Source organism: Mucilaginibacter gossypii (assembly GCF_017569325.2).
Taxonomy (GTDB): Bacteria; Bacteroidota; Bacteroidia; order Sphingobacteriales; family Sphingobacteriaceae; genus Mucilaginibacter; species Mucilaginibacter gossypii.
The window spans coordinates 5691341-5705785 of the sequence record NZ_CP071878.2 but is presented as its reverse complement, the minus strand read 5'-3'; the positions used below and the strand labels follow the sequence as shown (position 1 = coordinate 5705785).

Sequence of the window (14445 nt, the reverse complement as noted above, 5' to 3'; positions counted from 1 at the left end):
AATGAGGGTTATAACTACTCCAAATTAATAAAATACTAATGGATAATAGGTTAACGGGTAAATTAAAGCAGGTGGTATATTAACGGAACGAAGTTGTATTCGGTTTGGGAAGAGCAAGCCGGCAGTTTAATCTATTTTCTTAAAAAGCATAACCATAGCTAAATCCGGATCATCAATGCTAACCATCAGTCCATAGGGCTTCTTTTTACCCGTAAAACCAATATTTGTCAAACTTTCATCAATCGATGTTAATGTGATTCCCCAGTTTGGTTTTGGATGCCCCCAGCCATTATCCACTGCTCCTATTGTTTGGATTTTCCAACTGCCTTTAGCTGAAATGTACTTGTGGTTTTCGGCGTTTGGCCTGCCAAAAACATTTGGTATGTTATTGGCCTGATATGTACCGTCTGATTTTAAAGTAATTGTTGCCTTTTGTCCGCGTTTATCAATTTGAATTTGAGATATAGTTTGCTCTTTAAATTGATAAACTCCTATAACGTCTTCTCTTTTGGGTTGCTCTGTGGTTAAATCTCCTGCGTATGGATCAAACTGGCAACTTGTAATCAACGCAAGATATATTAGCAGGAAAATATTTGAGATAAGATTTTTCACCCATTAAAAATAAAGCCTTTGGGTGTCCATCCAAAGGCTTGCACATTATTTTTTTAAATTAATTCATTTCGCGGTGCCATCTGTTCCAAAAAGAATTAATCCCAAATACCGTTCTGTGCGGTAAATATTACCGGCTCACCGCCGGTTACCATAATGGTGTGCTCGTGCTGTGCAACAAAACCACCTTTATTGCCAATTAATGTCCAGCCATCGGCTTGAGTATCGGCAATTGTCGACCGTGTTGAAATGAATGTCTCTATCGCCACCACCGAATTCTTTTTAAAGCGCGCAGTGTTATACCTGTCGCAGAAGTTGGCAACTTCATGCGGCTCTTCGTGCAAGCTGCGGCCAACACCATGTCCGGTCAGGTTTTTTATTACCGTGTAGCCGGCTTTTTTGGCTTCAGTTTCAATTAACCTGCCGATCTCCGAAATCCGGACACCGCTTTTAATGTTTTTGATCGCTTTTTTTAAGATCTCTTTCGAGGCCTCCACCAGTTTGCCATAGCCGTGGATATCCTGCCCTAAAACGAAGGACCCGCCGTTATCAGCCCAGTAACCATTTAGCTCTGCCGATACATCTATATTTACCAGGTCGCCTTCTTTAAGGATCTTATCGGCCGAAGGTATACCGTGCGCTGCTTCCTCATTCACGCTTATACAAGTATGTCCCGGGAAATTGTAGGTTAACAAAGGTGCAGATCTTGCACCCAGTTGTGCCAGTAATTCGCCGCCGTATTCGTCAAGCTCTTTTGTAGAGATACCCGGTTTTGCGTACTCCCGCATCCTCCTGAGCGTAATGGCTACAGCATCACTTGCCTGCTGCATCCCAATTTTTTCGTCTTCGGTAGTTATCGACATTCTTAAATTTTTATCTGTTGCAAAATTAACAATTAAATGCAGTTGGCACGGTTTATCAAATGTCAGTTTGTAAGGGTAGGTGCTGTGTTCCCGGACGTAATTAAAAAAGCCGCTCTATTTTTGTAAAGTGGCTTTGTAGTGTGTTTGGGAAATTCTTCCCTCCGGGGCGAAAAGTTATTTTTTCAACGTGCCGACGTGCCGGTACGTGTTGATGAGCAAACCTGTGGGCGTACTCTTCGAGTCGACAAAAGCAAGTTCCCGGGCGTCAATAGTGTCCGACAATAAGCGTTTACCCCGGCCAAGCAACACCGGGTAGGTGATGAGCACAACCTCGTCAGCCAGTCCCTGCTCGAGTAACACAGAAGTTAGCGTTGAACTTCCAACGACGATCAGGTCGGGGCCATCGGTTGATTTGAGATCGCGAATAGACGCTATAACGTCCTCGCCCAAACCCTTTACCGGCCCCCATTCCAGGCTGTCGGGCCTGTGGGTTACTATGTATTTTGTTGCGGCATTTATAGCATTTGCCATTGGGAAATCTCCGGCAGTAGGCCAAAATCCGCTAAATATATCGTAAGTGTGGCGGGCAAGCAGCAGGTCGAAGTTTGGCCCGTAAGCCTCCAGGAGGGTTGCCGCCCCGGCAGGACTGCGATAGGGTGTTGTCCATGCGCCATAGGTATAGTCTCCGTCATGTTCTATCACACCATCCAGCGAGATATGTTCAAAAATTCTGATTTTTCTCATTTATGTATAATTGGTTTATAGATAAATCTGTCATTTATATTCTCCGTTTGAAAATGGAATTTGCTCAAAATTTCAAACTCCTTATTTTCAAAACTGAAGATTTGTTATTGTAAAAAGCCATTCAGAAGATCCAAGATAGTTTTGGTCTGCTGCATTAAGCCCACATGGCTCTGCGCCGGTACAATGGCTAAATGCGATTTTGGCATGGGGGCTAAATCTGCAGCTACACCACCGCCCAATAATTGGTATGTTTTTGCCAACTCCACTTTGTCCAGCCCGTCATTATCGCCAGAAATAAGCAACACCGGCGAGGCGATTTTTGCAATATTGGCATCACCCACGTCAAAGGGTACCCCGGCAAAAACAATCATTTGTTCTATAAACTTTCTCCATTTCGTTTTGTCGGGTGCTACTGCATCATATGCAGTTTTTAAAGGGGTATTATCAAAAAATTCAGGCTTAAAGCCTTTAAAACCACCATTTACCACAGGTAGCCAGCCATTAGTTTTGTAGGTGGATGAAATGATCACCAATTTTTTCACCCTTTTAGGGCTTTTTACGGCGAACTGGTAAGCTATAGAGCCTCCCATGCTGTATCCTGCAACATCGGCACTATCAATTTTTAAAAAATCCATTACTCCTTCCACATCACTTGCCAGGGTAGCAATGTCTAATTTTCTGTCCGAATATGGCGTATGTCCGTGCCCCTGCATTTCAAGGGCAATTACCTTTCTTGTTTTTGAGAGTTCAGGGATTAACTGCGCCCAGTTCAGCTCAATGGTATAAAATGCACCGTGCAGCAAAACGATAGGCTTACCCTCGCCATAAACTTCGTAATAAACTTTGATGCCATTAACCGGTGCATAGCCACTGGCGGCAGGCTTAAGCTGTTGCCCTTTACATTGAAATATTGTAAAAAGAAACATAGCAATTATCAATACCGGTTGGATGACATTAGATCCTTTAAATACTCTTTTCATGGAATGTTAGTTTAATTGTTTCGATTTGATTGACAATACAAAGATGGTGGGTATTTTAGGCTTGTGTACTGTGTGAAAACGACAAGTTGCGGGGTGGATCGCGACACAGATGTTGCCGGTATTGTTCTATTTAAGCCCTAATTATGTACCGAAAGCAAGAATGCGACCTGTTTTAACAGTATGATTGTACCTTGCAGGAACTGATTAATAACCATGTTTCCTGTAATACAGGTCCCAGATATACTTGTAATTACCAATAGGCCCGGCCGATGGATCGGTGGCATTAAATACATATTCGTGATGCACAGTGAGGGTGGAATCCGTAAACTGTCTCAACACCATTTTATCCGAAACGGGCGTCAAGGTAGGCGGCGAATTTGGAGGGCCACCATAATATATCGTATTTAAACCAGCCAGGTAGGAGGATACGGATAAACTGCTGTCAGCAAGCCGATAAGTCCCGGCAACTTCGTCCTTCACCACTCCATATGTTGAAAGTGCCGGGTACCAGTCCATCGCTAAACACGTATAAGTGCTGTCGTTATTAAAAATTACGTAAGCTAAATTATAAGGAGCAGCTGCGCCGGTGGTATTCGATATTTCTGCACCATCCCGATATTTTACGAATTTTTCTGCGCTTACATCCCACCGGCCAACCAATGTTACTGGGGGCCGTGTGATAACAACCGGTTTTTTCAACGAATCGGGACTCGGCTTTGAAAGGGTAGCATTATCACTTTTACGACATGAGGCGGCGCAAATAATTGCAAGAAGGCAGGAAAATAGGAGTAGCAGTCTTCTCATGGTTATTGGAATGATAATCAGTTGATTAAAATTAATAATAAAAATGGAAGATTTATTCGGTAAAGATATTTAAGTATTGAAACAAAATCTTTTAATGTTAATGGACATTCTTCGTGAAGAAGAGGAACTCTTATTTAAAGAATGAATGCTTCTTGTATCAACCCATAGGCTTCCCGTCAATAACCATCTAAAAAATAATCGCAAATAAATTTGCGCAACTCAAAAGTTGCATATATATTTACGCAACTTAAAAGTTGCGCGTTTTAAAATGAAACAAGATCTATTCCAGGCCATAGCCGATCCGACACGCAGAGCTATTTTAACTTTAATTGCTATTAAGGCTTTGACGCCGAATGCAATGGCCGAAAAATTTGATATGACCCGGCAGGCAGTATCTAAACATATTAAAGTACTGCATGAATGCGAACTCATTAAACCAGAGCATTCGGGCAGGGAAATTTATTATCACTTTAATGCAAAGAAAATGCAGGAGTTTGATAATTGGTTGGCCCAATTCAGGCAGAGCTGGGAAACACAGTTTAATCAGCTCGACAAAGTATTATCAACAATTAAACAACAGAAAATATGAACAACGATTTGCTATTTGATTTTACCGTTGATAAAGCAGCGCAAAAGGTATTTATAACCCGTGAGTTTGATGCGGGGCTTGAACTGGTATGGGATGCTTTTACCAAACAGGAAATACTTGACCAATGGGCCGCACCCGCACCAATGCGCTCCAAAACCAAATACATGAATTTTGAAGTTGGGGGACGGAGATTTTACGCCATGATAAGCCCCGACGGACAGGAACGCTGGCTGCTGCAGAAATATACTTCTATTACCCCCAAAACCAATTTTCAATTATATAATTCTTTTGCCGACGAGGACGAAAATCCCGAATTGCCGGGCTCAGAATGGGATTACAATTTCAGCGAACAAGATGGCATAACAACAGTGAATATTTCCATTTATAATGAATCGCTTGAACGCATGGAGCGCTTAACAGAGGGCTTCACCCAAGGAATGATGCTGATGTTGAAAAACCTGGACGAGCTGTTTGCAACCTTATCGCAAAAAACACAAGGAGAATAGCCAATTATTAATAATCGGAGAGATAAACAAAAAACATAACAATTAAAAACTAAAATTATGAGAGCAATTAATCCCTGGATCAACTTCAATGGCAACGCCCAGGAAGCATTCGATTTTTACAAATCAGTTTTTGGCGGTGAGTTCACCAAGATCATTCGTTTTAAAGATTTGGCTGGTCCTGAGTTTCAGGTGGCAGAAAGTGAAGAAAACACAATAATGTACATTGGCTTACCCCTTGGCAAAAACAACGTATTGATAGCTAATGATGTGCCTGAATTTATGGGACGGGTAAGCGAAAACGAAAACAGGTCTAAAATATATGCGAGCGCCGAAAGTCGTGAAGAAGCCGACAAAATATTTAACGGATTATCGGCAGGCGGAGAAGTTGAAGGGCCGATTGGCGACAGTCCGTGGGGTACATACGCCGGTATGTTCCGAGATAAATATGGTATTGAATGGATAGTGGAATTTGATCCTCAATCATAACGGGTAAATTTAAAAGTACACCGGGTTACTTAATCAAGTGTCCCGATTTTCAACAAGAGAGCCGTTTAGTGAAAGCTAACCGGCTTTGTTCGTAGCTCCGACTGGCAATTATATAAGCTTTTTTTACAAGGGTGAAAACAACTAACCAGAAAGGTAGCGAACTTTGACCAAGTTAATCTGCATTAGTGGTACAAAGAATAGGATCATAAGCAGATTCGTTATTATGCAGTATTGTTGATCTATTATTTAGATAATTAAACAAATTTTTTATTGCTATTACTAATGTTAGATGTAAATCTCATACGACGTTATTCTCTTTGGTTTTCCTAAAGCTCTCTTAGAAAGTAAATTATGATTGAAAAAAACACTATATCTTTTAGTCTGCTTTTAGTTTAAGTTCATCGGTTAAAAAAATAAACCGGACCTTTTATTTTAAATGCATAACTTAGAAAATGCGATGTTCTTGGTGCTATTATTGTTAGTATTTATATTACTTTTGCGCAATTACTTCAGTCATGGCCTATTTGGATTTAATTAACCAGTTGCTTACGCCTAAAATTACAGAAAAAACGCTGGTGCTTGATTTATTTGCAGGTTGCGGTGGTTTGGCCTTGGGCTTCGAAGCCGCGGGATTTGAAACGCTTGGCTTTGAAATGAATCCTGATGCAGCAAATACTTACCGTGCAAATTTAAAAGGGGATTGTAGAACCGAAAAACTTACATTGGATACCGAATACCCTGCTGCGGATATCGTGATTGGCGGACCGCCATGTCAGCCATTCAGCGTTGGGGGCAATCAAAACGGTATCCATGATTCAAGAAATGGTTTTCCCTTTTTTGTTGATGCAATTCGCAAAGTAAAACCTAGAATGTTTCTATTTGAGAATGTAAGGGGCCTGCTGTATTCGAATAAATGGTATCTTGAATTAATTATTGAGGAATTAGAAAGTCTTGGCTATAAAACGAACTGTAGATTGCTTAATGCCGTTCATTATGGCGTTCCGCAGAATCGAGAAAGACTATTTTTGGTGGGACATAATTCGGAATTTAGCTTTCCTGCACCTGAATTAAAAAAATACACAGCCGGTGAAGCGATTTTTGATTTAATGAATACAGTGCCTCAAGAAAGTAAATTTTTGACGGAAGCTCAAGATATTTATATAGCAAAATATGAGAAAGCCTCTAAGTGTATAAATCCACGAGATATATATGCAGATAGACCTTCACGTACTTTGACTTGTAGAAACTTATCTGGCGCTACCGGTGATATGCATAGAGTCAAACTGCCGGATGGCAGGCGCCGTCGTTTGCTCCTTAGAGAAGCTGCGAGGCTTCAGAGCTTTCCTGATCATTTTATTTTCACTGGTGCTGAAACTAACCAATTCAATCAGATTGGAAATGCAGTACCTCCAATGCTTGCTTATAAAATGGCTCAGGCTGTAAAAGAATGCTATTGTAAAGAAAAACCGTCTCAATTTGCTGCCTAGCCGTACTTTGTCTGTAGGATATGATTGACTATTTGCCTAAATCGAAAAAATCGGAGCGTATAAAAGACCTAGCGAATGAGGCGCTCGATATTTTGTATAATGTGGGTATTCCTTTTTCGGGAAAAGGGCCTCGTGGCCTAGAGAGTATGGCGCTGGCTTTTCTTGCTGTTGCAGGTATAAAGCGATCCTGGAAGGAAGCTCAAGGACAGAACGAACATAGACACATCAAAACCAGAGACATTATCAAATTTGAAAACGAGCACTTTGAAGAAAACATATCACCTGGTTCTTATGATGACGTTAGGCGTAAACATCTTAAATTATTAGTACTGGCAGATTTAGTACTTAACAGTGCAAACAACCCAAGTGCTGCTCCCAATGATCCTACGCGTGGGTATACGTTGAGCAGTGAATTTAAAGATCTGATTACCTATTACGGAACGGAAGATTGGGCAATTAAGCTGAAACTTTTTACTAAAAACAGACCTAGTTTAAGCGAGATTCTTCGGCGAAAAAGAGATATGCCAAAAGTTCGGGTAACTCTATCGACGGGGCATATTTTGGATTTCTCAAGAGGTGGACATAATCAACTTCAGCGTGAAATTATAGAGGAATTTTTACCGCGATTTGCAGGTCAGTGTGAAGTTTTGTATGTCGGTGATGCAACTGATAAATATCTCTTACGCGAGGATGATAAATTGCGGTCGCTCGGCTTCTTTGAGCTTACGCATGATTCGTTGCCAGATGTGGTCGCTTATAATTTTGAGAAGAATTGGATATTTCTTATCGAGGCCTTTTATACATCGGGTCCTATGAGTGAGGAACGTATTCTTGAGCTCAAAAAGGCATTGAAAAATTGTGTTGCAGACCTAATTTTCGTTACCGCTTTTACATCGAAAAGCGATTTTCGGAAAAACATCGCAGATATAGGATGGGAAACCGAAGTGTGGACAGCTGATAACCCTGATCACCTGGTTCATTTCAATGGCGGCAAATTTCTAGGACCTTATAAATCATGACTGCTTATTAACAGTGTATTTTTCAGTGTTTTGAGTAAACTGTTTAATGTTTGGTTTGCGCACTTAGGTTTTAGCTCACATTCCCAAACAGTTATAATGTTCCAGCCCAGAACCTGAAGCTCGTTTGTTGCTTCAATATCCTTCATTTGGTTTCTTTTGATTTTGGCGTCCCAAAATTCGATTCGGGTTTTCGATACAGGAGCGTAACGGCAGTTTTTGTGACCATGCCAAAAGCAGCCGTTGACAAAAATAACGGTCTTGTATTTGGGCAGCACAATATCCGGCTTTCTGGGAAGTCTCCTGTCATGAAGTCTGTATCGAAAGCCTCTTGAAAACAAAAATCTACGTACTAATAGTTCTGGCTTTGTGTTTTTGCTCCTAATCTTCGACATGTTGTAACTTCTTACATCTTTGGAATGAATATCGGCCATGATTGCTAGTAATCCATTGATTAATAAAATAACTTATAGTAAAATAGAAGTGTGCTTTAAAATGAAAACAACATGCTTTATTTTATTACAGGTGTCGAGGTCTAATATTAGTTATAATAACAGAAATTTTTTTTAATGGTTGTCTATAGTTCTGTATTACAAAAAAAATGGCTTTGCTGATAAACTGTGCTGCGTGTCTTGATTAAAAAATAAAAAGCCGCTTTACTTTCGCAAAGCGGCTTCGTAGCTCGTAGGGGAATCGAACCCGATTAAAATCCCATTGACTTACAATACTTTATGTGGTTGTCGATGTACTACGCACCGAATTACTAACCATTTTTTTGATGCAGATCAATACAAATCTTACACCATAAAGATACAAAATATATGGCAAAATTCACCAATTTTATTATAATTAAATTCCTAAAAACTCCCTTTTTATTGTCCAACGGAAAGGAGATGAACACACCATTCCATTTTCACCATGTAAGCAACCAAAAGCGAGAGCCGGGTAAAAAGTCAAGGCCCTTTAGATTAGCAGAATGAAATCATTAATAAAAAACTTGTTATTGTTGGGGTGTGGAAATGTGGGAAACTCGATCGAGTTTCCCACATTTCCACACCTTTTTCTTTTTGCTTCTTTTTCTTTTTGACTAACAGTCCTCTTGTGGAAAAGCTAACAGCAGTGAACTTAATGGCAAGGAATAGGGTGAACCAAGTCAAGGCCAGGTTAAAGACCTATCGCCTGTATTAGTCCTTGTTTCAAGTCATTAGATTGCCAAGTAGATATTAATAACAATTATCTTGTTGACAAAGAATAGGGTGAACCAAGTCAAGGCCCAGGTTAAAGACCCATCGCCCGTATTAGTCCCTGTTCCGAGTCACAAGTCGATGTCAATGACAAATTAGAATTTTAGACACAAGGTCTTATAAAGGTTTTAGTCTGAGTACATCACATTAATCTATTCAATATGAAATACAACACGTTTATTGGTGTGGATGTATCAAAGCTTACTATTGATGCCCACCTTCATTTAATTAATCTTTCCAAAACATTTAGCAACAACGAAAAGGGGTTTGCATCACTTTTAATATGGGTGAAAAAATATGGTAAAGTTCCTGAACTGACAAAGCTTATTATATGCTTTGAACATACCGGCATGTATTCTATCAAGCTGGCCATGTACCTAAATGAAACTAATATAGCCTTTGCCATGCTTCCCGCACTTCAGATCAAGCAATCCATTGGGATCAGGAGAGGAAAGAATGATCAGATAGATGCGCAAAGAATTGCCGAATATGCCTGGCTGCACCGGGAAACGTTGCAGGCAACAGTATTACCGGCCAAGGGTATCCTCAGACTTCAATCGCTGCTTACGCTAAGAAACCGCCTCGTATGTGATCGTGGCGGCTTTGAGGCTACCTGGAAAGAACAAAACAAGGCACTGGACGATAAGGAGTATAAGGGTATGTTTCAAATCTATAAATCACTCGTCAAGAACTTAACAATACAAATTAAGAAGCTTGAAAATCAGATTAAAGCGGTCATAGAAAGTGATGAAAAAATCAAAGTAAACTATCAACTGCTTACCAGTATTAAATGCGTTGGGCCTATTTTAGCTGCTAATATGATCGCTTGCACCCATAATTTCACCAGGTTTACCAATTGGCGAAAGTTTGCCTGTTATGTAGGAACTGCACCTTTTGAGCATCAATCAGGCACCAGTATAAAAGGAAAAACACGGGTCAGCAGCTTATCGAACCGGCAAGTAAAAAAATTGATCCACTTGGTAGCTATATGCGCCTGCGCATATAATCCAGAGTTAAAAGTCTATTATAAAAGAAGGGTGAGTGAAGGAAAAAACAAAATGAGCACAATCAATATCATTCGTAATAAGCTTATTGCCAGAATGTTTGCAGTTGTTAACCGTGGTAGTGCTTATGTAGATCTGATGAAATATGCAGCTTAGTGCTTTTTCATCTTAACTCGTAAACACCTCTTCTTATTTTGGTCGGGTTCCGTCAAGGGCAGCGAAGCGCGGGCCTGTGGGCGGAGCTGTTTATATTACCCTTGACGGGTTCCGGCCAAAATAAAAACTTTGTGGAGAGAAAAGATGAAAATAATACTTGACAAAGTCTTAGAATACGGGCAAGCCGCTAAAAAACAAAACACAACTGCCCGCTTGTATAGCCTTTACTTTTTATCCCGGCGGTGGCTACCTTTGCTGTACTGGTGAATGAGGAATGAAATAGTCAAGGGGTGGCCAAAAGCAAATCTGTTATGAGCATAGCGAATTTCAGTTTTGCTGTGCGGCGGTGAGATGGTTGGCGGCATGAAACCCGGAGCGAAACGTGTGGTGCAATGCAGCCCTCTATCTCACCGCATGGGGATAATTAGCGGAAATATATTTGCCTTATTTGTACGAAACTGTATTAATCGCTTTTTAAAACAGTTCGGTCGAGATATTGACAATAATTATTTACATCATTCATAAATTCAAGGATCGCTTCATAAAATAACAACATATCTTTTATTTCTTCTCTTTCTACATATTCCGCCGAATTGAACACCCAACCCCGGTACAAATCCCATATTACACCTTTGAGTTTTTCTTGCGGATAGTTTATAAAAAAATGCCGCATAGCTAATTGTAAGTCCCTGACTTCGCTTGATGCAAGCTCTTTAAAATCCTTTTGATTATTATTTTCCATGCTTATTTCGCTTAAATTATTTCACTGGAAATCATTTCAAAACTATATGGGACGGCCTTTTTGGATTTAGGATGGGTAAATAAAACCAAATAAAATGAACTAACCTTTGCAAGGAACGCATCATGAAATTCTGTAAAATGTTCTTTAAGAATGGTTAACCTTTTATTATTGGATAACACCCACATCAGCAAATTATCATCCTGAACCGATGGCATGAGATAACATAACTCCGTAATGTTGTCAAATACAAACAGATGCGGCTTGTAGTTAAATTTCAATGGCTTATCATTAACCGAAACTATTGCAGCGAATGAGAAATGATCCTGGTGAAATTTTAAGGCGAAGCTTAAAACAGGCCTTTTCAAACTATATCTACAATCTCTTATATCAGCTTTACGGGGCTTATCTTTTAAATATTTCAGCCAATACGTATAGTAGCCGTAAATATATTGCTCGTTCGAAAGCAAAGGGATTGCCTGCTCCCATAGAGTAAGTATATTCTGCTTTAGGTGGAGCAATTCATTCCTTTTTTCCTGACCGTCGAGATTGTCATAAGTTTTTGCAATATCATATTGCTTAAAACCAATATCGTTAAGGAGTTCCTGATTTGAGGTATAGGTAATATTTTGAATGGGTTTGTCTGCTCTACCGAATTGTTTAAAGCTTATCATCTCCTCGTTATTCTTACTTGTCAATCCTAAGCAGGGAATTAGAACAGGTAAAAACGAATTTCCATAACTGCCCACGTTATAAGCCAAACAATAGGCAACAGCCTCTTGACCGCCAATTACTACGTTTTCAAGCTTTACAGGCTTGTTAATCTCAAGATATTTATCTCCCTCAAATCCAAATGTAGATTTGAAGATGTTCCCATATTTAGCTTTAGGTTTTACGGTAATCCAGTTTTTGGTTACCTCGGTGGTTAAAAACTTATTCTTAATATTATCATCTGCCGTAAGTCCCGGCCAGTAATACCTGTCTAAGTCTAAGTAATGATACCATGCAAGACTATGTAAGCCCATATAAGCGTGATAACAAAGTTTTCCATCCGGCATACCACAAGTGCAGGCTACGTCTAATTCGGTTAAACCTACATGCAGAAATAACATGTTTTCGGAATTATCAGGTGCTTTTACTTCAACCGACACCATGCCGTTTTTAAAAGCATTATATTCAGTATGAATTCCCCTGTGCGCCTTTCTGCCCTTTGGCACGGGGTAATGTTTTTCAAGTATCTCCCTTGTTAGTCTTTGACCGGGCTGCTCGAATGCTATCGTATAGAAAAAGGTATTAGGCGGCAGGATAGTTCCCAATTTTATCTTTTTTGGCATAATGAAATTGCTTAAATTGATGTTTACTGGTCGATTATACAAATAGCGTTTCAGGATAAAGGGGTAGATATTCTTCTATTTCCTTACCTGCTTCTTCCGCTTCTTGCCGGTATTCCGCTAATCTTTGCTTGCAAAGCTTTTTGATGAGTTCCAAAAATTCCCTTACCCGTGTGCAAAATTCATCAGCATCATGATCGACAATCTTGTAATCGTCTTTATAACGGGTATCCGAATAGCTTCTAAGTAGTAACTGGAAAAGGCGTTTATCTTCCTCCGTTCTTCTTGGAAATAAGTCAATCTGGCCGTCCGAAAAACATTTACAAAGATTTAGTAACCGTGCGAGATTGTGCATATCGGAACGGTAGGCCATGTAAACCCTTATGACTGCTATACATGCCTGTTCAATACTTTGGTGTAACTCAAACATGCAATTGCTGTAATACCCATTATCGTAAGAGGAGCTTGCGGATTCCATAAAACCCCAGGCCATTCCAAACCGATGAAAATAATGCCTTTGCGCTTTGGCAAAAGTCGTGGCCGGGTTAAGGTTAGGGTAATCTATATTTAAACGTAATCCGCTTGCAGAATAAAGCTGCATTCCATCACGGCAAACTGCGGTAAAATAACGACTTCCCTGTGTTATAGCATTTGTAACTGTTTCAAGCCCATGCACGATTATAGTAATAGTGCCCCTTTCAAAAAAACCATTAACATAATCCTGTACCTCATGCTCAATGCGGGTTATATCCGTTGTAAGCATCAATAAAAAGTAGTGGGTATCACTTACTTTGGTATCTCCTGCAAAACAACTGGTTGCTGTTTTTGCATCATTTAGACAGCTAAAGCAAAATATATATTCCGTTTTATACTTACTTACAAGTGATGTAATAACTTCATCAAGTTCCTTGCATTGTGAAGTTGTTAGGTTGACATTTTTCCTTTCCATACCACTATTTATTTTCGTTAGTTAACTGATCTAAAAGTTCTTTCAATTCAAGTTCACTTTTTAGAATGCGCTCCTTTAATTGTGCAATTAACGGGGTGTCGTTATTTTCAAGATCATCATTGACAATAATGCATGAAGTATAGTCGCTTAAATCTGCATCCTTGGGTTTCCCCAAATCCACGTCCAGGTGACTATTGTTGCCATTATTATAAAAGCGGTTATCATGAATGTGATAGATATTGATGTTATTGATTATTACTTTCATGGCGCAATTATTTTACTTGGTAATCAAATTTCTGCCATTGATGCTGTGTATAAAACCCAAAACATGGGTATTTTACCTGAAACCTCGTTATTTTTACCAATAGGAAAACTTTGTATATTTGGAGATATGGAAACAACAGCTAAACCATCCAATAACCATATAGGGCGTAAAATCAGCCGTATCCGTGAACTGCGGGGTATCAAGCAGGAAGTAATGGCCTCTGAATTAGGAGTAAGCCAACAAACGGTTTCCCGTATTGAGCAAAGCGAAACTATTGAGGATGATGTTTTAGCTAAAGTAGCCGGGGTACTCGGCGTTTCAGCCGAAGCTATAAAAAACTACAGCGACGAAGCGGTGATCTATAATATACAGAATAATTACGAAGGTTCTTCAAGTAATTACAGTGGATTACACCATTGTACATTTAATCCTTTAGATAAACTTATTGAGTTAGTAGAAGAAAATAAAAAGCTATACGAACGTTTGTTGCAAGCTGAAAAAGAAAAAATTGAACTTTTAAAGGGTAAATAGTCTAATTTCAATATTTCTATACTCAAAGATACTTTACCCGCTAAAATCTAAAGGATTGTAGGAGTGTTTTTATGAAAATTTGATTTAAATTTTAGATTAATATCCTCTCGTGATTTTATATAGAAATGGAAATTTCGAACCC

General features: G+C 39.5%; 17 protein-coding genes. 7 read left to right on the top strand and 10 right to left on the bottom strand.

What is annotated here, in order from left to right; all coding sequences use genetic code 11:
- Positions 1-126: 126 nt before the first annotated feature.
- The 5 genes from J3L18_RS24175 to J3L18_RS24155 all read right to left on the bottom strand — a co-directional run bounded on the left by J3L18_RS24175 (position 127) and on the right by J3L18_RS24155 (position 4000).
- Positions 127-612, bottom strand: coding sequence for a hypothetical protein (locus J3L18_RS24175; RefSeq protein WP_129569439.1), 486 nt, complete (start codon positions 610-612; stop codon positions 127-129).
- 95 nt (positions 613-707) lie between these two features.
- Entirely contained in the window at positions 708-1472 is a 765-nt protein-coding gene (map, locus tag J3L18_RS24170) for a type I methionyl aminopeptidase (RefSeq protein WP_129569438.1), read from the bottom strand.
- Positions 1473-1646: 174 nt separating this feature from the next.
- Positions 1647-2216, bottom strand: a complete 570-nt coding sequence (locus tag J3L18_RS24165) for a dihydrofolate reductase family protein (protein ID WP_129569437.1) — start codon at positions 2214-2216, stop codon at positions 1647-1649.
- A gap of 104 nt (positions 2217-2320) precedes the next feature.
- Positions 2321-3196 carry an alpha/beta fold hydrolase gene (locus J3L18_RS24160; protein WP_208102392.1) on the bottom strand — a complete coding sequence of 292 codons (876 nt, stop codon included), beginning with the start codon at positions 3194-3196 and terminating at the stop codon, positions 2321-2323.
- A gap of 204 nt (positions 3197-3400) precedes the next feature.
- The gene (locus J3L18_RS24155) at positions 3401-4000 is read right to left on the bottom strand and encodes a hypothetical protein (RefSeq protein ID WP_129569436.1); all 600 of its coding nucleotides are present in this window, start codon (positions 3998-4000) and stop codon (positions 3401-3403) included.
- Positions 4001-4268: 268 nt separating this feature from the next.
- Here J3L18_RS24155 and J3L18_RS24150 point away from each other — a divergent pair, with 268 nt between their 5' ends.
- The 5 genes from J3L18_RS24150 to J3L18_RS24130 all read left to right on the top strand — a co-directional run bounded on the left by J3L18_RS24150 (position 4269) and on the right by J3L18_RS24130 (position 8087).
- Positions 4269-4589 carry an ArsR/SmtB family transcription factor gene (locus J3L18_RS24150; protein ID WP_091173358.1) on the top strand — a complete coding sequence of 107 codons (321 nt, stop codon included), beginning with the start codon at positions 4269-4271 and terminating at the stop codon, positions 4587-4589.
- Positions 4586-5095 carry an SRPBCC family protein gene (locus J3L18_RS24145; protein ID WP_129569435.1) on the top strand — a complete coding sequence of 170 codons (510 nt, stop codon included), beginning with the start codon at positions 4586-4588 and terminating at the stop codon, positions 5093-5095. Before J3L18_RS24150 ends, J3L18_RS24145 begins: the two co-directional genes overlap by 4 nt.
- Before the next feature lie 57 nt (positions 5096-5152).
- The gene (locus J3L18_RS24140; protein WP_129569434.1) at positions 5153-5581 is read left to right on the top strand and encodes a VOC family protein; all 429 of its coding nucleotides are present in this window, start codon (positions 5153-5155) and stop codon (positions 5579-5581) included.
- 515 nt (positions 5582-6096) lie between these two features.
- Positions 6097-7068 carry a DNA cytosine methyltransferase gene (locus J3L18_RS24135; RefSeq protein ID WP_129569433.1) on the top strand — a complete coding sequence of 324 codons (972 nt, stop codon included), beginning with the start codon at positions 6097-6099 and terminating at the stop codon, positions 7066-7068.
- A gap of 20 nt (positions 7069-7088) precedes the next feature.
- Complete coding sequence (locus J3L18_RS24130) at positions 7089-8087, top strand: BsuBI/PstI family type II restriction endonuclease (RefSeq protein WP_129569432.1); 999 nt, start codon at positions 7089-7091, stop codon at positions 8085-8087.
- Here the strand turns inward: J3L18_RS24130 and J3L18_RS24125 are convergent.
- Positions 8075-8518, bottom strand: coding sequence for a very short patch repair endonuclease (locus J3L18_RS24125; protein WP_129569431.1), 444 nt, complete (start codon positions 8516-8518; stop codon positions 8075-8077). The genes J3L18_RS24130 and J3L18_RS24125 overlap by 13 nt on opposite strands.
- 971 nt (positions 8519-9489) lie before the next feature.
- Between J3L18_RS24125 and J3L18_RS24120 the strand changes: the two genes are divergently transcribed.
- Positions 9490-10488 (top strand): IS110 family RNA-guided transposase, encoded by a 999-nt coding sequence (locus J3L18_RS24120; protein ID WP_129570350.1) that lies wholly within the window; start codon positions 9490-9492, stop codon positions 10486-10488.
- A gap of 463 nt (positions 10489-10951) precedes the next feature.
- Here the strand turns inward: J3L18_RS24120 and J3L18_RS24115 are convergent, their stop codons facing one another.
- The 4 genes from J3L18_RS24115 to J3L18_RS24100 are packed head-to-tail and all read right to left on the bottom strand — an operon-like array spanning position 10952 to position 13772.
- Entirely contained in the window at positions 10952-11230 is a 279-nt protein-coding gene (locus J3L18_RS24115) for a hypothetical protein (protein WP_189549313.1), read from the bottom strand.
- Positions 11231-11241: 11 nt separating this feature from the next.
- Positions 11242-12561, bottom strand: a complete 1320-nt coding sequence (locus tag J3L18_RS24110) for a hypothetical protein (RefSeq protein WP_129570351.1) — start codon at positions 12559-12561, stop codon at positions 11242-11244.
- Between the two features lie 34 nt (positions 12562-12595).
- The gene (locus tag J3L18_RS24105) at positions 12596-13507 is read right to left on the bottom strand and encodes a HEPN domain-containing protein (protein ID WP_129570352.1); all 912 of its coding nucleotides are present in this window, start codon (positions 13505-13507) and stop codon (positions 12596-12598) included.
- A 4-nt stretch (positions 13508-13511) separates the two neighbouring features.
- Positions 13512-13772, bottom strand: coding sequence for a hypothetical protein (locus tag J3L18_RS24100; RefSeq protein WP_129570353.1), 261 nt, complete (start codon positions 13770-13772; stop codon positions 13512-13514).
- On the opposite strand from J3L18_RS24100, the gene J3L18_RS24095 reads away from it, so the two are divergent.
- Positions 13731-14303: a helix-turn-helix domain-containing protein gene (locus tag J3L18_RS24095; protein WP_311084353.1), complete on the top strand. Its 573-nt coding sequence runs from the start codon at positions 13731-13733 to the stop codon at positions 14301-14303. The genes J3L18_RS24100 and J3L18_RS24095 overlap by 42 nt on opposite strands.
- The last annotated feature ends 142 nt before the right edge of the window (positions 14304-14445 follow it).